Origin of the sequence: Marinomonas sp. BSi20584 (assembly GCF_002792415.1) — a bacterium.
Taxonomy (GTDB): Bacteria; Pseudomonadota; Gammaproteobacteria; order Pseudomonadales; family Marinomonadaceae; genus Marinomonas; species Marinomonas polaris.
On record NZ_KZ454888.1, the window covers coordinates 1 to 21,661 of the forward strand.

The window sequence follows — 21,661 nt, forward strand, 5'->3', positions numbered from 1 at the left end:
GCATGATATCAAACACATGCAAGCCAGAAATGGTCGAAACGTGGGTTACGAGTATTTTGGGGCTTTACAAGGCTATCGGGATGACGATCATGACGGTTGCTTTCGTTTTGTGTGGAAAGGCATTTACGAGAAACGCGAAGCGCTGATCGTCATTGGTATCCACCGAAAAAATGACACTTGGTATATCAATGAATCAGCGGTTCGATAAACCCAAATGATGCAATACAAAAATGAATAGAGTCATTCGTTTAATTAAAAAAGACAATGTTAATGTACAAGTATTTGAACAACTAAACTGTAGCAGTTTATTTGAAATGATTGCCCTAGATAACAAATATTATCTAGGGCAACTTAGTTTTTAGTCTGTACCCGAATAGCCAACAGAAAACTATATAAAACCGTTATCTATTATTTCACTTTCCCATTGCTTAAGGATGTCTCTTGGTCGAGTAACACCATAGATCGCCTTCTTACTTCCAGAGCGATACGCCCACAGCTGATTTCCAAAGTCGTAGTGCCACCACTCGCTAGGCAAGTTAGTAAAACCTACTTCGATCATTGCGTTATAAAGAATCCGACGATTATCCTGCGGCCCTTTATTGTTCCAACTGGGAGTTTCAAGCGCATCAGTCCATGAATACTGACTAGCTTCGTCGAAGTGAGTACCCATATCTAAAAAGCGCCCCATATCGTCACATAAGGTCACGTCGACCGATCCGCCAGTAAGGTGCGGACTGGGGGCTTTAACATCGGTACTTGGTGGTGAAACCAGACTTTTTGCCTTTTCATGCAAATAACTTTCAGCATGATTCGGAAACGACTTTTTCAAGATGTTAATTAAAGTATCAAACAAATATTGTTGTACCGAAAAAGGACGCCAACCATCTAGCACAACTAGCCTTACACCAGACGGCATAAGCTTGGTTACTTGGTGTAATTTATCAAACACACTTTCCCGCACAAAACACTCTGGAATAGCATTGGCAATACCCATTTTTGCGTAGAAAGGATAAGTCACTAACCGGTTCGATGTACTCAACGGTATCAATACTTCCCCGTTATCTTCAATGCAAATTTGCCTGTAATTATCCCAAGAAAAATCATTTGACGGAGGAATCTGATTTTGTAGTCTGTAACTGCTCATATCAATTAAAAATACTCGGTAGTAGTAAGGTTAAGCTTGGAAAGCAAATAACAAAGATCTGAGCAAAAACGGCCACCATCACAAACGGCCAAATACTTTTAAACATCTCAGTAATCTCAATTTTACTCACCGCAGCAGCCACAAAGACACATGCTCCCATTGGCGGTGTTATCAATGCAATAGTGATATTTATGGTGATAACCACACCAAGATGCACAGGATCAACACCTGAGGCAATCGCCACTGGAAAAAATACCGGCGTAAGTAACATCAGCGCAGATACTTCTTCCATCAACATACCGATAAAAAAAGTAATCAGGCTAAGAATCAAAAGCACAACCGTCGGATTATTTTTAAAAGGCTCCAGATATACAGCGAGCTGAGAAGGTAATTGTGCATAAGCCAATAACCAACTAACTACAGACGACGCAGCAATAATGACAAAGATGGTGCCAGTCAAAATAGCTGTATCAACCAGAGCTTCACGAAGCTTGGTAAAGGATAAGCTACGATTCAACAAACCCAGCAACAAAGCGTAAGCTACAATTAAAGCACCCGATTCAGTAGGCGTAACAAAACCAAAAACGATACTAGAGACAATGATAAAAGGCGCAATCAAGGCTGGAGCCGAATACCAAAAAGCCTGCAAAATACCTTTAAAGCTGGACCTTTCTGTTTGACTTTGTAAACCAGCTTTTCTGGCATACAGATAATTCATAACGATAAATGCACCGCCAAGCAGTAGGCCAGGAATGACGCCTGCAAGAAACAAATCACCCACTGATGTATTAGTCAAAGACGCATAAAGAATCATGAAAATACTAGGTGGAATAATAGGTCCAATCAAAGAACTGGCTGCGGTTAAACCTGCTGCATAGCTAGTTGAATAGCCTTCTTTTTTCATCGCGGGAACCAGCAGCGACCCAAGAGCAGAGGTATCTGCCACGGCTGAACCATTCACACCGGCAAAAAACACGCTAGAGACCACATTAACGTAACCCAAGCCACCACGTAGATGTCCGACCAATGAGTTCGCTAAACGAATCAATTGTGACGTCAATCCTGAGGAATTCATCAAGTTACCGGCAAAGATAAAGAGCGGAATGGCCATTAAAGCAAAGGAATTAATACCGCCAAAAAACTGTTGTGGAACCATGCGATAAGCTAACGAAAAATCGACAAAATAAAAGCCGATTAATGATGCCAATAAAAGACAAATGAATAATGGCACGCCTAATAATATGTTCACTAAAAAGGTAACAACAATAGCAATCAACATGCTTCATTCCTCTCTTGATTCTGTGGGAATGGCCCTTGTATAAATACCATCAGAAATAATGCACCAAAGCCAATAGGCACAGATAACAAAGGAATCGATTTACTCACGCCAAGACTCATGCTGGCAAACTTACCCATGGATATTGAGTAACGTGCACTTACGTAAGTAAAAAATAACGAGACGCACAGCACGGCCAACCATTGATACATACGAATCAACTGACGAGCAGTATGACCGACATTTTGTTCGACAAAAGAGACTCTCATGTGCCGTGAGTCTACATAAGCGCAAGACATCGCCAACATGACACTGGCAATGATTCCATACCGAGAAAGTTCATCCGACCAAATAGGCGAATGATTTAAAATATAGCGAGTAAATACGCTATACAAAATAAGCAATACATTCATAGCGAGAATGGATGCAGATATAAACAACAACAAGCGATACGCTGATGCACGTATAGAATTCAGAGTCATAATTGCCTCGTAACGGCGCCCGAAGGCGCCGAACTAAATGGGATTTACTTTTTAAAACCTACATCTTTTAATGCTAAATCTACCCATTTTTGATCAATACCTTCCTCTTCTAACCACTTAAAGTAAGAAGGTTGACCTACTGTACGAAACTCTTCTAACTCTGCAGCCGTAGGGCGATATACTTCCATCCCCTTTTCTTCCAAGAAAGCAATACGAGACTCAACCTGACTTTGCACCGCTTTTCTGTTGATATCATTAGCCTCTTTCACAGCCTCTAACAAAGCCGCTTTGTCTTTAGCTGATAAGCTTTTTAGCAATTCATCATTACCTACTAAAAACTGGTCTGAATATTGGATATTTGCCAAAGTTGCGTATTTTTGCACCTCAAATAAACTGCCTAAAATAATGTACATAGGCGGATTCATCTGACCATCAGCAACACCTGTTTTTAGTGCAAGATAAACTTCTGTCCAAGGGATTGGTGTACCAGACGCACCAAATGCGTTGTAAAGAGCAACCTGACTTTTATCCATGGCACGATAACGAAGACCTTCAAAATCTTTCGGAGATTTAATTGGGTGCTTGTTATTGGTAAAGGCAAGAAAACCGCCCTCTTCAACTACGGCCATTAGGTGTCCACCAGTACGCTTATAAAACTCGCTCTGAACTGCTTTCCAGTAACTACCTTCATCAAAAAACTGACGGGCTTGATCAAAATCACTGAATAGGAAAGGAATTGCACTGACAAAAATTTCAGGAAATAAAGGAGAAACACCACCAAAAGAAGCAACGTTTAGACTTGGCGTATTTAATACCTGCTCCATGCGCTCTTCCTCTTCACCCAACATGCTATTTGGATAAAGCTTTAAGGTCAGCTCACCATTGGTTTTCTGATCGACTAATTTTTGCAGATTCGTCGCAAATAAATGTACGGCATTCTTATCTACATCAGCCGCACCGTTATAACTTAGGTTGATTGTTTGAGCTTGGATGGCAAACGACATGGATGAAATCGCCGCTCCCAATGCCATTGCTTTAAACAAACGAGTTTTGCCTAATACTTGATTGATAACTGTCATTTTTGAGTTCCTTTATGATTTTAGAGTCATGTGATTTTTCTATCATTTTATTATCCACACAACCAACTTAAACTTGAGCTGTTGACATCACAAGCATCAAAGCGTTGCAATTAAGTCAACACGTAAGGCAAAACAAAACCTATCGCACTATTTAAGAGCTAAGAATTCCATTGTTTCGCTAAGATGATTCAATAAAGCCTGAGCAGCCAAAGTTAGCTCTCTACTCTCTATGCTTAAAACTTGAACTTTTGCTTGGGAAAAAATATTACTTTCCATAGGAATAACGACGATTTTTCCTTGTTTAATTTCTTCACGTACTGTTAACAACGGCATAAAAGTAATACCAAGGCCCGACATCACAAAATTCTTCAACGCCGCAACTGAGTTGGTTCGCAAACGCGGTGTTAATTTTAAATGATTTAGTTCTTCTGCAAGTGTGACCAAACGCCCCATACCAGTAGATTTATCAAGCAACGCAAAAGGATACTCGGCAACAGAATGGAAAGTAACAGGGTTTTCTTGCTTGGTTAGAGCATGTCTCGGCGGTACTATTAATTCAAGAGGATGGCTGGTTTCTAAATGACAATATAGTTTAGGGTTATTCACCGACGCATAGGTTAACGCAAAATCAATATGTTCCTCCTGCAGTAACTGTACCGCATCCTGTGCTCCGGCCATTTCTACCGAAAGTTGAATCCCTTTATGCTTTTCCAAAAATGACTGCAATGAAGATGAAATAAGATCACCTAAAATCCCCTCACCTACCGCAATGCGGACTTCGCCAGTTCGTAGGTTCAGTAAGTCATCGATTCTCGATAAAGTTGCCTGCTCGCTTGCAGACATTTTTCGATAATACTGAAGTAGTTCCTCTCCTGCTGGAGTAATTGGGTTACGATTATTCGTTCTGTCCCAGATAGGTAATAGCAAACTTTCCTCTAACTGTGACAACAAACGACTTACAGCAGAAGGATCAACATTCAGCCTAGCGGCAGCCTTTCGTAATGTTTTATACCGAGCAATAGCATTAAGGTATTCCAACGCACGAGGCGGGAGTTTATGCATAAGTCACCTGAGAAAAGATAAAAAGACGAATCTACCTTAGCCTAACTTCCAACAAATATGCGATAAAAATAGCAGCTTCAGAAGCCCATTTTTCAAGCAACCTTTGAAATCTTCCTTTCTTTGAGCCACGCCGAGATGAAAAAAGCCCTATTTGCAACCTCACCTTTCTGCAAAAAATAGCCTAAACAATGGCCACTGCTCATCACTTCAAGCTTTTCATCTATATCCGAAAACTGTACGTTTTCTGGAGGCAGATCAAAGTTCAACCTATTTTTAAGACCTTAATCTATTTAACACAATATTCATGTGTTATTTTTATCCTGCTTGGAAACAATGAGTTACTCATCTACTACTTGTTTTGCTAAGGATAATCATGAAAATGCTACAACAAATCGGAGACAATATTTGGATCCATGATGGTGCTACTGTTTCTTGGTACACCATGCCCTACACCACTAGAATGACCGTCATTCGCTTAAATTCTGGGGAGATATGGATTCATTCACCAGCAAAAATCAGTGACGAGCTAATCAGCGAGGTGAACGCTCTGGGCAAGGTATCTTATCTTGTCTCACCGAATAAAATTCATCACTTGTTCATGCAAGAGTGGATGCAACAATACCCTGAAGCGAAGTCCTACGCTCCCCCAGGTTTAGAAGAAAAGCGCCCAGACTTACACTTTGATAGTGCACTGAAAGATGCACCTGAACCTGAGTGGCAAGAACAAATAGAGCAATTGATTTTCAAAGGCAGTAAGGTCATGGAAGAGGTGATCTTTTTCCACAGAGAATCGAAGACCCTAATCGTGACAGATTTAATTGAAAACTTTCACCCTGATCACTTCAAAGGCATTAAGAAGCTGCTAGCACAAATGACTGGCATCATAAGCCCAAATGGCAAAATGCCCATCGATTGGCGGATGACTTTTATAGGACGAAAAGAAGCAGCAAGAGACTGCCTACAAACCATGATAAATTGGCAGCCAGACAAAATAATTCTTGCCCATGGAGAATGGATTCAAAAAAACGCCGTCAGTTTTTTAAAAAAATCCTTTCATTGGTTACAGTAATCCTCATTATTTTTGGCGCTATGTTTTTATATAGCGCCAGAACATTTTCAGCCAGTCCATTTAGCCAACAATAAAAATATCTAACCTATTTTTTAAATCAAAAAACCTAAACGATAAAAAACTTTGAGAACAAATAAATAACTAAAAAATAATTACACCTCTAAATTTAAATAATAAAAAATTTATATAACTAATCATTAGATGTGACAACTTAAAGCTATATATACTTACACCGCTAAACGCCCAAAATAAGAGCAATACGTGCATTTTTGGTGCCTCTTAAAAACGTTTATTTTCTTGTTTGAAATGTGAATTTTCATATTTTTTTGAAGTTTTTTCCTATTTTCCTATCTATTTGTTTTGAGCGTTTTTTTTGGTTCTTTTGGATCATATTTAATTTATTTACGCTCATTCTCGCAGCTATTTTAATTTTGACTACTTGCAACCCCGCTATTAATTAATTACTACTGTATGAAGTTCTCCAAAATATTCAGACTTTATTTTGATAATGTTCAGGGAGTCATTATGCAGGATCTATGGCAAGAAAATATTATCTATGCGGAAAACATACGTAAGCAATTGCATGCTCATCCCGAGCTTAGTTGGCAAGAAAAAAACACAGCGGCATTGGTTCGCAGCCAACTTGATGCGATGGATATTCCATGGCGCACCTGTGCCGATACTGGCACCATCGCATGGCTGAACAAAGCTGCCAAAGGTAATGCGATTGCTTTGCGCGGTGATATGGATGCCTTGCCGATTGACGAGCAGACAGGCAAAGCATGGCAATCACTAAACCAAGGCTGTATGCACGCTTGCGGTCATGATGGTCACACTGCCACCTTGTTGGCAACAGCACGATGGTTGAAACAGTTTGAAGCAGAACTTCCTCAGCCTGTGGTGTTGATTTTCCAGCCTGCCGAAGAAGGCTTTCATGGTGCCCGCGAAATGATCAAAGACGGAGCTTTGGAAAACGTCGGCGCAATTTACGGTTGGCACAACTGGCCTGCTCTGCCATATGGCACGATCGCTTGCCCAGACGATATTGTGATGTGCGGCAATGGCACCTTCAGCATGGCATTCAAAGGTCGCGGCGGTCACGCCAGCCAACCAGAACTATGCGCCGATCCATTGTTAGCCGCGAGCGCGGTGAATGTGGCGTTACAGCAAATCGTCAGTCGACGTATTGCACCACAAGCCACAGCAGTGATCAGCGTCACGCAAATACATGGCGGAACCGCGCCAACGGTGATTCCAGAAACAGCGACGCTAAGCGGCAGCATTCGTGTGCCTGACGAAGCGACTCGGCAGCTAATCAACCAACATATTACCGATGTCGCCACGCAAACTGCGGCAGCTTATGACGTGGCATGCGTTGTACAACACGACATGCGCTATCAAGCAACCATCAATCATAAGAACCAAGCCACTCATGCACGCGAGGTTTGGCAATCGCTTTATGGCGAACAAACTCTTAATCATGGACAAGCCTTGCCGATCATGGCGTCGGAAGATTTTAGCTACTATTTGCAAGCTATTCCCGGTGCGTTTGCCTTGATTGGTAGTGACGATGGCGAAGGTCACAACGTGGCTTGTCATAGTCCACATTATGATTTCAATGATCGATTGATTGCCGATGTCTGCCGTTGGTTTTGCCAACTCGCAGGCCTTACCGATCAATCATTACCAAAGCGATAAAACCAAAAGCATAACCACAAAACAGCAAGTGAACAGAAGTTTCATAAGGAGACGACATGACTATTTTCGAACAACGAGAATCCAACATTCGAGCTTACGCTCGCACGTACCCAACGGTTTTTGTTACGGCAAAAAACTCACGTCAGATTGATGAAAATGGTAAGGAATACATTGATTTCTTCGCTGGCGCTGGGGTGCTTAACTTTGGTCATAACAACCCACACATGAAAGAAGCGATGATCGATTACATGCAAAAAGATGGCGTGCTTCACAGTTTGGATATGCAAACTGAAGCCAAAGCCAAGTTTATGCAGAAATTTACCGATGTCATTCTTGTTCCTAGAAACATGCCTCATCGCATGCAATTCATGGGGCCAACTGGCACCAACGCGGTAGAAGCAGCGATGAAGCTAGCGCGTAACGCTACTGGACGACACAACATTGTCGCCTTTAGCCAAGGCTTTCACGGCATGACTTTAGGTGCATTGGCTGCAACGGCAAACGAATATTTTCGTCAGGCTTCTGGCGTGCCTTTATTGCATGTCAGCCATGAGTTGTTCGATCAAGAACACGATCAAGAAGCTTCACTTGCGGCATTAGATGCATTGGCGAGTCAGTATCGTGATCCATCCAGCGGCATCAAGCCACCAGCAGCTTTTATGGTAGAAACTATCCAAGCGGAAGGCGGCGTTAACGTTGCCAGCAAAGAATGGATGCAGAAATTAGAAAAACTCGCCAAAGAATTTGGCTCTGTGTTGATCGTCGATGACATTCAAGTGGGCTGCGGCCGCACAGGTTCTTATTTCAGTTTTGATAACATGGGAATCAATCCAGACATCGTCACCTTAGCCAAAGGCATTGGTGGCGCGGGTACGCCAATGGCAATGAATCTGGTACATCCAGATTTGGATAAGCATTGGTCACCAGGTGAACACACTGGCACCTTCCGTGGACAAAACTTGTCGTTTGTCGCGGGCGAAGTCGCCTTGAGCTACTTTGACGATGACAAGCTGATGAACGAAGTCATGGAAAAAGTCAAAACGGTACGCGATGTACTAGAGCCACTGGTTAGCGAAAACAGTGCAAAAGAACTGCGCGGCAAAGGTCTGATTCTAGGTTTGGACATGGGTAGCGGTGAAGTGGCAGCGAAAGTCGTACAACGTTGTTTCCATAACGGCTTGATGCTTGGCGCTTGCGGCAGTGGCGGTCGAGTGTTGAAGATTATTCCACCATTGACCATCCCAGAAGCAGATCTTGCAGAAGGCTTGGATATTTTGAAAGACGCTGTACGTTTTGTAATGGAGGAAGCCGCATGATTGAACGCGATGATATGACATTTACTTTCGCTGAGTATCAGCGTCGGTTGGGTGAATTGCGCGCTCGCATTGCCGAGCGTCGCTTGGATGCGATTGTGATCACCGATCCAGAAAACATTACTTATTTAACTGATTACCAAACGACAGGTTATTCCTTCTTTCAGGCGCTGGTCATTCCGCTCGAAAAAGAGCCGTTTATGATCACCCGCGCGTTGGAGGAATCCAACGTGATTGCGCGTACTTGGGTAGAGGTCACACGACCTTACCCTGATACGGGCGATGCCATCCAGATGCTGGTGGATGCGTTGCGTGAATTTGGTTTAGGCAACAAACGTATTGGTTATGAACGCAATAGTTACTTCTTCCCTGCTTATCAGCAGGATTGCATTCACACCACCTTGCGAGATGCCAAATTGATGGATTGCTTCGGCATCGTCGAAGAAGGTCGGATCTGCAAGTCTCAAGAAGAAATCATGGTAATGCGTCGTGCGGCGCTCGCCACAGAAGCAGGCATGAAAGCAGGCATCGAGATTTGTCGTCCCGGTATTACTGAAAATGAAATTGGTGCGGAAATCGCTGCGGCTATGTTCCGAGCTGGTGGTGAAACGCCAGCCGTGATGCCTTACGTCACCTCTGGCCCAAGAACCATGATTGGTCACGCAACATTCGAAGGTCGTACCGTTCTACCCGGCGAGCATGTCTTTCTCGAAGTGGGTGGTTGTTATCGTCGTTATCATACGGCCATGATGCGCACTGTGATTCTTGGCGAATTGTCTGATGCCATGTATCAATCCCAAGAAATCATGAAACGCGCACTCAATGAAATTCATCGAGTGGTACAGCCTGGAATGACAGTGTCGGACGTGGATAACATGGTGCGCAATATCATTATGGACAACCAAGTGGGTGCTAGTTTGATTACTCGCTCTGGCTACTCTATCGGTATCGCCTTCCCGCCAAGCTGGGATGAAGGCTATATAATCAGCTTGAAACAAGGTAATTCTGCGGTACTAAAACCGGGCATGACCTTTCACATGATTCCATGGATGTGGGGCATTGAAGGCGATAAAACCTGTGGTATTTCAGACACCATCGAGATCACCGAAGACGGTTGCCGCTCTTTCTTTAGCATGGATCGTGACTTCACAGTGAAATCCGGTGTAGCGGTACCTCAGGAAAAAAAAGCCATCGAGCTGCCCAGCAGCGTACCTGTTAAAGAGTCCAGCACCATGCCAGTTAAAGAGGAAGCCAAGAAAACCAAATCGAACACCAAGCAAGCCGAAAAAGCGGCCAGCTAATAGGAGGTGACCATGTTAACAGCAGCGAAATTAGAAACCGCAACGCTTGAAAGCATTAACCCGACGACGGGACAAGCTTTACCTTCTTGTGAAGCCTTGACGCTAGACGAAGCACGTTCTGCCATCGATAAAGTGGCAGCTGGCTTTGCTGGATGGAAAGCCACAAGCTACCCAAAACGTGCAGCTATATTAAAAGCCGTTGCCGCTTCGATGCGAGAAAACAAACACGAGCTGGCCGATTTGATGGCACTGGAGATGGGCAAGCCAATTAAAGAAGGCGTTGCCGAGGTTGAGAAAAGCGCATGGTGCGCAGAATATTACGCTGACAATGGCGAAGCATTCCTGACACCTGAAACGTTAGAATCAGACGCGAGCCATAGCTACGTGCAATACCCTCCTCTTGGAACGGTTCTGGGTATCTTGCCTTGGAACGCGCCTGTTTGGTTGGCATTGCGCTTTCTGGCGCCAGCCTTAATGGCGGGCAATACTTGCGTGCTAAAAGCTGATCCTAATGTGCCTGCCACGGCAAACAAGTTAGTCGAATGTTTTTATCAAGCTGGCGTACCAGAAAACGTGGTTGCAAACTTAGCCGTAGCAAACTCGGTAGCGAGTAAAATGATCGATCACCCAAAAGTCAAAGCCGTGTCTTTTACTGGCTCAAGTAAGGCGGGGCAATTCATTGCCTCGCAAGCCGCAGCAGGATTAAAACCTGCCGTATTAGAACTTGGTGGTTCTGATCCTTGTATTCTGATGGCCGATGCGGATTTGGAAAAAGCCCTCGATATAATTACTCTGTCGCGCATGGTCAATGCGGGGCAATCATGCATCTCAGTGAAGCGTTTGTTTGTCGAGAAATCAATTTATAACGAAGTCTGTGAAGCACTGCGAGAACGCTTTAGCAAACTGAAGTGTGGCGACCCAAGAGACGAAAGCAATAATCTCGGTCCATTAGCAAGAGAAGACTTACGAGATCAACTGCATCGCCAAGTATCAGAAAGCATCGACGCCGGTGCTCGCTGTTTAACGGGAGGCGATTTGCCATCTCGCTCGGGCTTCTTTTATCCGCCGACTTTATTGGTCGACATAAAACCCGGCATGACAGTGTTTGAAGAAGAAACCTTTGGCCCAGTGCTCAGCGTGACGCCGATTGATACGATTGATCAAGCGCTAGAGCTGGCGAACGATACCGAATACGGCTTAGGTGCCAGCATTTGGACCAGTAACCAAGTGGCCATAGATCGAGCTATTGAGACACTGGAATCAGGACAAATTGCCGTAAACGGCATCGTGAAAAGCGACCCAAGACTGCCCTCTGGCGGGATTGGCAAATCCGGCTATGGTCGTGAACTTGGCCCACAAGGCATACGCGAATTTGTCAACGTACAACAGATTTGGATTGCTTAGCGCTATATTGCTATTATGTTAAAACTCATCAAAAGAGCCTCCCTTGAGGCTCTTTTTGTATGTGAACAACCCTTAAAAAAAGTAACAAGAGTAATGAGCATGGAACCGCTGCCATATTTAAAAACCATCGAACTTAAACGAGATTTAATCGACTCTTTTGACGTTTACCCTTTCTCTATCCCTGCGGTAAAGGAACTGGATTTTATTGAGTTCGATAAAGCAGTGACTATCTTTGTTGGTGAAAATGGCAGCGGCAAATCCACTTTACTCGAAGCCATTGCGGTCAGTCTGGGATTCAACGCAGAAGGCGGCACAAAAAACTTCAACTTCGGTACACGCAGTACTCATTCGGATCTACATAGCTACCTTCGCCTTTCGAAATCCTTTAAACGCTACCGGGACGGCTTTTTTCTGAGAGCAGAAAGCTTCTATAACGTTGCCACTAATATTGATGAATTAGATGAGGACCCTGCACCAGCGCCATTTATTAAAGACAGTTATGGCGGAAAGTCACTACATCAGCAATCCCATGGCGAATCTTTTCTAGCACTTATGTTGAAACGCTTTGGCGGAAACGGGCTTTATCTCCTTGACGAGCCGGAAGCCGCGCTTTCACCAACAAGACAACTCGCTGTATTGAGTCGAATGCATCAACTGATAAAAAATCAGTCTCAATTTATCATAGCAACACATTCACCGATTCTTATGGCGTATCCTGGAGCGAAAATTTACCAAATCGATAAAACAGGCATTTACCCAGTAAAATACGAAGACACTGAACATTACGGAGTTACCAAAGCCTTCTTAAATAACCCTGAGCCAATGTTGAGAGAACTGTTTTCATAGGAAGGAGACAGCATGGCTTTGCATGTAAATGTATTTGACCATGTTATCGAAAAGTTGATTAAGTGAACTGCATTAAACCAAATAGCCCCTTATTGCCTATGAACAACGAGCAATAAGGGGCTATGGAAGTGTCAGACAAAAAAGTCTTATTTGAACTTTAAAGTGTGGCTGTAAATACTTTAGAGAAGCTGGTTTTTTCTTGGATATCGATATTTAGGCGCAATCTACGAGAAATATCACTGGCAGAGAAAATACCACGAATCTCATGATTCTCACGATCAAGAACAAGACAGTGACGTTCACCGTTGTTTTTAAGCGCGGTAATTACATCAGAAATGGTGGCTTTAGAAATATCCTGCCAATCCAATGCTTTTAGGTTCTTTTTAGCCGTCATCAAATCAGCTACAACAATTTCAGCTCGCTCCAAGCCTTCAGACACTTTCTGTACTATTTTGCGCTCGATGATATCGTCAGAGCTAACCACACCAATAAAATGCTTCTTTTCATCGATAACAAATTTCAAACGTACGTGTTCTTTTTGCATCAACTCTTTGGCAGTGAGAACAGGTATTGTGGATTCAACGACCAAAGGTTTGTTGTTTTTAAAATCTGTGAAAAATAGCAATGCCGAAGAATCAATTGTTAAGTCGTAGTTTTCTTCAGGCCAAGCCAATTCATCAATTTCTGTTGTTGAGTAAAAATCTAGTGTTTTCATATAAAGGCACTCCGTAGCGCTATCTTATCGTAAATCTAGTATGGATCGTGTCTATCCATAAGCATATCTAATCATTTTGCTTAGAGTAATAGATTGCTACTAAAAATAACAATTTCAAGTCTGGGGAACAATGCTGTAAAAGGTTCTGCGTTATTTTTTAGCTGACGCAAAAACATCTTAATAATCAATCCTGATGGATAAAAGCATTCGAACTACAATGTCTGACAGTGCTAAAGTGGCAAATGATTTAAATCGCTATGCCAAGGTAACGGGGAAATATGAACATAGTCAGCCAACAGTACAAAATGAAAGGAATGCTCATCACCAATCACGAACTAGAGGTTCCGTTGGATTGGCGTTCCTTTAACAAGAGCCCTAAAAAGAGCTCTAACAAGGGTCTTAATGAAAACCCTGACAGCAGTTCAATGATTACGCTGTTTGCTCGTGAAGTGGTTGACGTAAACCGCGCTGAAGATGAGCTGCCTTTGTTACTCTTTTTACAGGGTGGTCCTGGCGGCAAATCCCCTCGCCCAATGCCAGGTTCGCCGTCATGGATGGCGGAAGCCTTAAAAACGCACCGTGTCATTTTAATCGATCAACGTGGTACTGGTCGCAGCAGCCGAATTGATACTAACCTGATCAGTAAATTGTCTGCGGAGGACGGCCGAGATTATCTACTTAAATTCCGTGCCGACAGCATAGTGGCCGACTGCGAACACTTACGTAAAACGGTCTATGGTGGTCGTTTATTTGAAACTTTGGGACAAAGCTACGGTGGCTTTATCACTCTGACTTATTTATCCCAAGCCCCTGAAGGTCTAGCCGCGTGTTATATAACGGGCGGATTGGCAGGTTTAGAGGAATCGGCACAAGAGGTTTACCAGCTAACTTATCAGAGGGTGATCGAAAAAAACCAAGACTATTATGCTTGTTATCCAGAAGACGCCAAGGTCATGGCGAAGATCGCACAATACCTAACAAACGAGAAAGTGCTTTTGCCTGATGGCGACCAACTTACTTTAGAACGATTCCAAAGCATCGGTATTTTACTGGGCATGGGACCAGGGATTGATCAGCTGCATTGGTTGGTCGATGAAGCCTTTGCTGGCAGCGACAAGAACAAACTCAGTGATGTATTTTTAGAACAAGTGATGAACCACACCAGCTACCATGAAGGGCCACTTTTCGCCGTCATCCATGAAAGCATTTATGGCCGACCTAATGAAAGCACTAGCTGGGCCGCACAACAGCTGCGAGATCAGTTTAGTGAATTTGACGCGTCACACTCGCCTTTGATGTTAACGGGCGAAATGATCTATCCATGGATGTTTGAACAAATTACTTCGTTACGTCCTTTTGCTGATGCTGCAAATTCCCTAGCGGATTACCAAGACTATAAGCTGCTTTACGATCTGGAGAAGCTCGCACAAAACAAAGTGCCTGTGGTCGCGGCGGTGTATCACAACGATATGTACGTGCCTCGTGAGCTGTCACTAAAAACGGCGAAACAAGTTGCCAACACGCAAGTTTGGCTGACTAATAGCTACGAACACGACGGCGTTCGTCAATCTACAGAGGTGTTCTGCAAACTACGCGAATTGCTGTTAGATCAAGGCGGCCCCTTAAAAAGCTAAAAATAAATCTACTCTAAGGTTATGCAATCTTTCCGCATTGTTTAAGCAACAAACCGCTAAGATCCTTGCATCGAATATAAATTGATAAGGAGTTTTTATGAGTCATCCACTAAATCTCAGCGTTAAAAACATCCAAGGCGAAAGCGTTGACCTATCTACTTACCAAGGCAAAACGGTTTTGATTGTTAACGTTGCGTCTAAATGTGGTTTAACGCCTCAGTACGAAGGCCTTGAAGCCTTGTACAAGAAATACAACGAGCAAGGTTTAGAAATCCTTGGTTTCCCTGCAAACGATTTCGCGGGACAAGAACCTGGTAGCGATGAAGAGATTCAACAGTTCTGCAGCCTAACTTACGATGTGACTTTCCCAATGTTCAGCAAGATTGTTGTTACTGGTGAAGACAAGCATCCTTTATACAAAAGCCTGATTGAAGCAGCACCGGTTACGCCGAATCGTGACGCCATGGTTACCATGTTGGCCGGCCATAAAATCGAAGCGACCAAAGCTCCAGAAGTGGTGTGGAACTTTGAAAAATTCCTTATCACCAAAGATGGCAAAGTGGTTCGTTTCTCGCCAGATGTGACGCCTAAAGATGACGCGCTTGTTGCTGTCATTGAAGCTGATCTATAAGCTTTCAGACTAAACAGATCTATAAATAAAACGAGCCACTATGAAAATGGTGGCTCGTTTTGTTTTTTATAAGCTTTTATCTAAGAGTTTCTAAGCAGCCTAAGCGATTTCATCCGGCTCCACTTTTGCCTATTCAGCTTTTTATAAATCCACAAACAACCAATATCAAACCCAAAATAAAACACACTAATACCACTTGGTGGATTACTGCTGGTGATGAAAGAAACCGTTGAAAACCATGTATCAGGCCACGCCCAGCATTGATAATAGGTTCCCAGCAATTCTAAATACACCACCATGAAAAACATGATGAGAAAGAACAACTCGTTGCCCGGCTTTTTTTTCAAAAACAGCACAACGCCAAGCATACAAAGAAAGCCCAATCTATCTTGGTCAAGTAGCAACCAAAGGCTTGAATAGACGATCATTCCCCAATACAAAATCGAAACAACCCGCGCTTTGTTGTGTTGGATGCTTTTTTCTTTTTGAATATAAAACACGGCGGCATAAATAAGACTGTGACCAAGAGGTACATAAAGCGGCACGTTTTCTAAACGATATTCGTACATACCCAAAAGAAGGGAAAACACTACCTCACCAAATAAGGCCAAGACAACACCATATAACATCAGCTTTTTGATTTTACTGGTCACGCGTAAATACACCCAAGCAAAGCACAACAGTACTAAACCATTGGTGATCCATTGACTGTAATGAACCTGCTCAGCTAATGACTGGCTGTCAATGAACAAACCAAACCAGAGCATCAAAAGCACAGGGATATAGATGGATTTATATTGGAGTTTTGAAATCATTTGCAAATGATAAATAAACTTAACGACTGACACCATCAAAAACAAACTACTTACGGTAATAGCTTACGATTAATATAACGCTTTGGCGTAATCCCTGCGATTAACTGGCATTCACGCGTCATATGAGCTTGATCAGAAAAACCGTATTCGATAGCAAGCTCCGCTAGTCGGGTGTGATTTTTCCCTTCTTTTAAAGCCAGCAAAACAGCCCGCACTCTTCTCAATCGTTGGAAGTATTTTGGCGACATACTCAAGCGGTGCTGAAACTGGCGCTCCATTTGGCGCTGGCTAAGTGGAAGCACATCTAACAAATCAACTCGGGAAGATTGTTGTAACAACTCTACGGCTTTCCGCACAGGATCATGGATATCGATCATACTAGAAACCCTTTGGTAAAAAGCCTTATCCAATAAATCTATACGCTTTTGAGCATTCAAACAGTCTTTTAATTGCACCAATAAAGATTGAATAAATTCAGACGTTTGCAGTGGACCAGTCGTGTCTTCTTGTTTTGCCAATTTTGTCTGAAATAAGCGCCCCATTCCGGGCTGAAAACGCACCCCAATTAGATCTGTTCCAGATGATAAATGAATGAGATGAGCACGTTGATTAGTTGCTTGGAACATCACCTGATCTTGGAATTCTTGCTGATCGATCAGCACTGGCACTCCAAGATTAAACAAGATGCCACTACCGGCATCCGCAACCAAACGGCGAGTCACACCTTGCTGATTTATTGGAACCTGTGCCGACCAGATAGCTTGCAACCACAAAGCAAGATGCCCTTGAGGAAAATGGATATCAAACAACAAGGGCGATGACATGTTAATCCTCTAACTTACTGGTAAGCAGAAACAGCTTATTTAGCGAAAACTACCAACCTCAGGTTTAAAGACTTTTACAATTCGATTCCAACTAGAAATAGCATTTATAGCAATGGTTAAATAGGTTAATCCAGATTCCCCAAAATTGGCTAGCATTTCTTCGTAATGAGCATCATCAACTGAATGACCTGCAACAAGATGCTCCGCCCAAGCCAAGGCTTGACGTTCTTGATCTGAAAATAATGGAGAATCTTGCCATGCACTCAAAGCAATCATTCGTTCATACGTCTCGCCCATTTCTAATGCTTGCGTGCTATGCATATCCAAACAAAAGGCACATTGGTTAATCTGTGATACGCGAAGCTTCACTAGCTCCAAGATAGTCTTACCTAGGCTTGGTATCTGTGCAAATTGCTGACCTAAGACTTCTTCTTGCTTAAGCAAAAGCTCAAACGCTTGTGGTGCAACAGCATAATAATTAATGCGTTTTGACATAATGAGACCTCCAAAGAATAAATTTGAAGCTCAATCCTAACGACTGCAGGCCTGTATTAATTGAAGAAATTCGACATTTTGCAAGAAAGAATAAAACACACCAAATTGATGAAATGCCGTCAATTCAGCGTGTTTTATTTCGCTTTTTTTAGTTAAGTATTTACTTAATAAATTGCTCCGCCCAAAACGCCACTGGCGAGGCTAGCAGAATTGTCAAAGCGACTCGCTGATACCAAACAATCAGCATTTGCTTAATGTTCAACGGAATCTCGGTCGACAAAATACAAGGAATCGACGCAGAGAAGAAAAGTATGGATGAGATCGACACCACGCCAACCACAAACTTAACAACAAATACGCTTTTCGCCGCGATCAAAGCTGGCAAGAACATTTCCGCCAAACCAGTAGCCGACGCGGTAGCAACCATCATTGGATCAGGCAATTGTGCGATCCACGCGAATGGGTAAAACAGGTAACCAATCCATTCAAACACTGGTGTGTATTTCGCCAATAACAAACCACACAAACCAACAGACATGATAGAAGGCAAAATACTCATTGCCATTAACATGCCTTCTTTGATGTTTTGCAGGATATTACGAGCAAGTGGATTTGCATTGCTCGCAACTTCAAGCCCTTCTAAGGCAGCCTGTTTGAAACGAGAATGCTGGAATTTTTCCACTTCACGACTTTCTGCTGTGTCATCCATTTTGCTAAGCGGGAAAAGTCGTACAGTGATTGCCGTTACCACAAAGGTAATCAACAAGGTTGCCCAGAAAAATACGTTCCAAACATCCATCAAACCCAATGTTTTCGCCACAATCACCATGAAAGTCGCAGACACAGTGGAAAAGCCAGTAGCAATAATCGCCGCTTCTTTCGCGGAATATTGACCAGACTTATAAACTCGGTTGGTAATCAATAAACCAATAGAATAACTGCCTACAAACGATGCAACCGCATCAATCGCAGACTTACCCGGCGTCTTAAACAACGGCTTCATAATCGGCTGTAAAAGCACACCTGCAAATTCAAGCAGCCCGTAACCAATCAAAAATGCGAGGAATACCGCACCAATAGGCACGATCAAACCAACAGGTACAACCAACTTACTGAACAAGAAAGGCAGCATGTCTTTCTCGAATAAGAAGGCTGGGCCAACAGAGAAAAATGCCATTACAGCAGTAACAACACCCAACACTTTAAAAATAGACAATACGGTTTGAGTTTTACTTGTACGCCAGTTACCCGAAATAAAAGGATAAGCACCACCGGCTAAGACTACCAAAATAGCGTAAACCTCGGCCATTTGACCGTAATCATTTCTAAGCCACGACACAATATGATCAAGCGGGATCGTTTCTTTTCCACCAATACTGATCGGAATGAAAAAAACAAAAATACCAATACAACTATAAGCAATGAGTTTAAGAAGAGACAACGGAGACACAACTCCGGACTTTGAATCTGTAGCATTCATATGAGGACTTCCTATGAGAACGTTATTAATCACAAGATAAATAGCAACATACATACCAACATGTATATACATATTAAAATATCGCAATAAAGCCTATTCACTTGAGATTAAGATAAGTTTGTTTTTATTTTTCAACGCTAACAGAGCAAATATCGCACAGAATAAGCGCAACATAAAGACTTATGCGCTATTTTGAATCATATCAATCCAAAATAGATAGGCATACTTATAGGAAAAAGAAATTTGAATAAGAGTAACCAAAGAAAGGTTGTCTATACATAGCATGAAAATTGCGCAACCAATATAGCTTTATCCTAACGCCATATCAGAACTCTTATAGACAAGTTGAACTACCCTTCTTTTCAACCAGTTCGTCATACTTCACCAGTAAATTTTTAGCTTGATACTGGCTCACATCCGGGGCTTTTACATCATTTGCAACAATATATTGAATCAAATCCACTGCGTTCTTTGCTTCTTGCGGTATGTTGTTTAGATCACTTTGATAAAGGTATTGTTTTTCGTTCCGGTCCTTTTCGTTGTGGTGCTTCCCGTTCTGATATTTGCCGAACAGCTCTGGGTAAACCTGCCGATTTGGTAACACTGGCACACAACCAAGAGTAACCGCCTCTAGTACCGCAAGACCTTGGAATTCATGTAAAGCGGTAGAGAGCACAATGTCTGATGATGAAAGAAAGCGCAGATAATCCGCTCGACTTGGTGCGAAACCGAACTGGCTAATACGATGGGAAAATTGGGCTTGAATCTGATTAAATTCTTTTGGCGTGGAACGAAATTGCTCGCCTAAAATGGCAATTTCGTAATCTAGTTTGCGATGTTCTAATTCTTCTAAAATAGCCAGCAGTCGATCTGGCCCTTTGTCGAATTCCCAACGTGCCGACCAAACTAACTTTATTCGCCCTGGTTGTGATTTCGAGTTCGTGCTTTCTTCTGCCGAAACCAAAGCCGCCACAGAAACAAGCATATCCAAAGGTACAGGAAGAACTTGAGATTTTGCTTCAGCGCCATTTAACCAATCTGGTGAGACATAATCAGGCAGTTTTTTTAACAAGGCGCGAGCACCAGCAAAGAACGAGGCTTTGTTAAATTGGCTGTTAAATACACACAAATCAGCCGCCAAGGCACTGTACAAAGTAACCATTTGCATTTCGATAAGACCTTGCTGTTTATCACTCGCAGGATAGGCAAATTGGTTTTCATGGAAATACAGCAACCAAGGTAGGTTTTGCAAATCAGGGCAAAAGGCTTTTAGACCAACACAATCCGTCATTGACGTGGCAATAACCAAGTCATAAGGCTTTTCCAGTATCGGCTTAAATTTCGGGTCAAAAGCAAAACTCATGGCATTACCACGAATCCGCCATGCAAAATGCCGAGCAGGCAAAGACAAATAACTCCAATCATGCTGACTTAAACCATTCATCAAGGTATTTGCCCAAGCTTTATGGCTGCTGGCTTCGTAGGCACTGATCAATAAAATTCGCACGGGTTCTTTCTACTCGTTGGTTAAATTTGGCTTTTGTCTATATTTGGGAACTTTTGGGTCTATTTGAGAGCTTTGTGGCTGGCTCATCATGATTGGGTCGAATATCATGTAGGAAAATTACAAATCACTTTAAGGAAAACCATGATCATTCAACGTCACGATCAAGATATTAACACGCCAACAGGCACTATGCGCTGCACCGTTTATCGTCCTCAGGCCGAAGGGCGCTTTCCTTGTATCTTTTTTTATTCTGAAATTTTCCAACAAACCGCACCGATTGCACGCTCTGCCGCCATTATGGCGGGCCATGGTTTTGTGGTTATTGTGCCAGAAGTGTTTCATGAACTTAACCCAATCGGCACAGTATTAGGCTATGACGATGAAGGCAAAGACAAAGGCAACGCAGATAAATTCACTAAAACACTAGAAGCTCATGACAGCGATACTGTAGCTATGCTCGAACATTTCGAACAGCAAGATTATTGCACTGGTCAATTTGGTTCCATGGGCGTTTGCTTGGGCGGTCATTTGGCTTATCGTGCAGCCTTAAACCCTCGTATTCAAGCATCTTTCTGCTTGTACGCTACTGACATTCATTCGAATACCATTCCTTGCGACGAAGGCAATGATTCTTTTACTCGCACGAAAGAAATTCAAGGGGAATTGACGATGGTATGGGGCAAACAAGATCCCCATGTATCAACAGAAGGACGTCAGAAGATTTATCAGCAATTGATCGATACTGACCGCCTATTCACTTGGCATGAATTCAACGGCCAGCATGCTTTCATGCGCGACGGAGGCGATCGTTACGATCCAGCTCTCGCCTTAGAATGCTACAACAAAGCGGTGGCTTTGTTTCAACGTACTTTGCATAAAGCCTAGC

At 42.8% G+C, this 21,661-nt stretch carries 21 protein-coding genes; 10 read left to right on the forward strand and 11 right to left on the reverse strand.

Features of this window, described 5'->3' with window-relative positions; all coding sequences use genetic code 11:
* A partial coding sequence (locus TY87_RS16900) for a hypothetical protein (RefSeq protein WP_232617169.1) occupies positions 1-208 on the forward strand: 208 nt, incomplete at its 5' end.
* A gap of 180 nt (positions 209-388) precedes the next feature.
* On the opposite strand, the gene TY87_RS16905 is transcribed toward TY87_RS16900, so the two are convergent.
* From TY87_RS16905 to TY87_RS16925, 5 genes are all read right to left on the reverse strand, one after another.
* Entirely contained in the window at positions 389-1,039 is a 651-nt protein-coding gene (locus TY87_RS16905; protein ID WP_232617170.1) for a M15 family metallopeptidase, read from the reverse strand.
* A 106-nt stretch (positions 1,040-1,145) separates the two neighbouring features.
* The gene (locus TY87_RS16910) at positions 1,146-2,423 is read right to left on the reverse strand and encodes a TRAP transporter large permease (protein ID WP_100187976.1); all 1,278 of its coding nucleotides are present in this window, start codon (positions 2,421-2,423) and stop codon (positions 1,146-1,148) included.
* Complete coding sequence (locus tag TY87_RS16915; RefSeq protein WP_072839794.1) at positions 2,417-2,902, reverse strand: TRAP transporter small permease; 486 nt, start codon at positions 2,900-2,902, stop codon at positions 2,417-2,419. The genes TY87_RS16910 and TY87_RS16915 overlap by 7 nt, the downstream gene beginning before the upstream one ends.
* A 44-nt stretch (positions 2,903-2,946) precedes the next feature.
* A complete protein-coding gene (locus TY87_RS16920; RefSeq protein WP_072839793.1) occupies positions 2,947-3,981 on the reverse strand; it encodes a TRAP transporter substrate-binding protein in 1,035 nt (344 codons plus the stop codon).
* A gap of 147 nt (positions 3,982-4,128) precedes the next feature.
* Entirely contained in the window at positions 4,129-5,043 is a 915-nt protein-coding gene (locus TY87_RS16925; protein WP_100187977.1) for a LysR substrate-binding domain-containing protein, read from the reverse strand.
* Between the two features lie 373 nt (positions 5,044-5,416).
* Here TY87_RS16925 and TY87_RS16930 point away from each other — a divergent pair, with 373 nt between their 5' ends.
* The 6 genes from TY87_RS16930 (at position 5,417) to TY87_RS16955 (ending at position 12,674) form a co-directional block, all read left to right on the forward strand.
* Positions 5,417-6,112, forward strand: coding sequence for a DUF4336 domain-containing protein (locus tag TY87_RS16930; RefSeq protein WP_198432124.1), 696 nt, complete (start codon positions 5,417-5,419; stop codon positions 6,110-6,112).
* A 525-nt stretch (positions 6,113-6,637) separates the two neighbouring features.
* The gene (doeB2, locus tag TY87_RS16935) at positions 6,638-7,810 is read left to right on the forward strand and encodes a N(2)-acetyl-L-2,4-diaminobutanoate deacetylase DoeB2 (protein ID WP_100187978.1); all 1,173 of its coding nucleotides are present in this window, start codon (positions 6,638-6,640) and stop codon (positions 7,808-7,810) included.
* A gap of 56 nt (positions 7,811-7,866) precedes the next feature.
* A complete protein-coding gene (locus TY87_RS16940) occupies positions 7,867-9,126 on the forward strand; it encodes an aspartate aminotransferase family protein (RefSeq protein ID WP_100187979.1) in 1,260 nt (419 codons plus the stop codon).
* Positions 9,123-10,424, forward strand: a complete 1,302-nt coding sequence (doeA, locus tag TY87_RS16945; protein WP_100187980.1) for an ectoine hydrolase — start codon at positions 9,123-9,125, stop codon at positions 10,422-10,424. Before TY87_RS16940 ends, doeA begins: the two co-directional genes overlap by 4 nt.
* Positions 10,425-10,436: 12 nt before the next feature.
* Positions 10,437-11,828 carry an NAD-dependent succinate-semialdehyde dehydrogenase gene (locus TY87_RS16950; RefSeq protein ID WP_100187981.1) on the forward strand — a complete coding sequence of 464 codons (1,392 nt, stop codon included), beginning with the start codon at positions 10,437-10,439 and terminating at the stop codon, positions 11,826-11,828.
* A 99-nt stretch (positions 11,829-11,927) separates the two neighbouring features.
* A complete protein-coding gene (locus TY87_RS16955; RefSeq protein WP_232617171.1) occupies positions 11,928-12,674 on the forward strand; it encodes an AAA family ATPase in 747 nt (248 codons plus the stop codon).
* Positions 12,675-12,831: 157 nt separating this feature from the next.
* Here TY87_RS16955 and TY87_RS16960 read toward each other — a convergent pair whose 3' ends face one another.
* A complete protein-coding gene (locus tag TY87_RS16960) occupies positions 12,832-13,389 on the reverse strand; it encodes a CBS domain-containing protein (RefSeq protein ID WP_072839786.1) in 558 nt (185 codons plus the stop codon).
* A 278-nt stretch (positions 13,390-13,667) separates the two neighbouring features.
* On the opposite strand from TY87_RS16960, the gene TY87_RS16965 reads away from it, so the two are divergent.
* Both TY87_RS16965 and TY87_RS16970 read left to right on the forward strand, forming a co-directional pair.
* On the forward strand, positions 13,668-15,023 hold the full coding sequence (locus TY87_RS16965; protein WP_100187983.1) for an alpha/beta fold hydrolase: 1,356 nt from the start codon (positions 13,668-13,670) through the stop codon (positions 15,021-15,023).
* Positions 15,024-15,120: 97 nt separating this feature from the next.
* Positions 15,121-15,654, forward strand: coding sequence for a glutathione peroxidase (locus TY87_RS16970; protein ID WP_072839784.1), 534 nt, complete (start codon positions 15,121-15,123; stop codon positions 15,652-15,654).
* Between the two features lie 80 nt (positions 15,655-15,734).
* On the opposite strand, the gene TY87_RS16975 is transcribed toward TY87_RS16970, so the two are convergent.
* The 5 genes from TY87_RS16975 to TY87_RS16995 all read right to left on the reverse strand — a co-directional run bounded on the left by TY87_RS16975 (position 15,735) and on the right by TY87_RS16995 (position 20,775).
* Positions 15,735-16,469, reverse strand: a complete 735-nt coding sequence (locus TY87_RS16975) for a hypothetical protein (RefSeq protein ID WP_232617172.1) — start codon at positions 16,467-16,469, stop codon at positions 15,735-15,737.
* Between the two features lie 50 nt (positions 16,470-16,519).
* Positions 16,520-17,293 (reverse strand): helix-turn-helix domain-containing protein, encoded by a 774-nt coding sequence (locus tag TY87_RS16980; RefSeq protein ID WP_100187985.1) that lies wholly within the window; start codon positions 17,291-17,293, stop codon positions 16,520-16,522.
* Positions 17,294-17,332: 39 nt separating this feature from the next.
* Positions 17,333-17,788, reverse strand: a complete 456-nt coding sequence (locus TY87_RS16985; protein WP_100187986.1) for a carboxymuconolactone decarboxylase family protein — start codon at positions 17,786-17,788, stop codon at positions 17,333-17,335.
* Between the two features lie 160 nt (positions 17,789-17,948).
* Entirely contained in the window at positions 17,949-19,268 is a 1,320-nt protein-coding gene (locus TY87_RS16990) for a YjiH family protein (protein WP_232617173.1), read from the reverse strand.
* A gap of 334 nt (positions 19,269-19,602) precedes the next feature.
* Positions 19,603-20,775: a tRNA-queuosine alpha-mannosyltransferase domain-containing protein gene (locus tag TY87_RS16995; protein WP_100187988.1), complete on the reverse strand. Its 1,173-nt coding sequence runs from the start codon at positions 20,773-20,775 to the stop codon at positions 19,603-19,605.
* Positions 20,776-20,916: 141 nt separating this feature from the next.
* On the opposite strand from TY87_RS16995, the gene TY87_RS17000 reads away from it, so the two are divergent.
* Positions 20,917-21,660 (forward strand): dienelactone hydrolase family protein, encoded by a 744-nt coding sequence (locus TY87_RS17000; protein ID WP_100187989.1) that lies wholly within the window; start codon positions 20,917-20,919, stop codon positions 21,658-21,660.
* The last annotated feature ends 1 nt before the right edge of the window (position 21,661 follow it).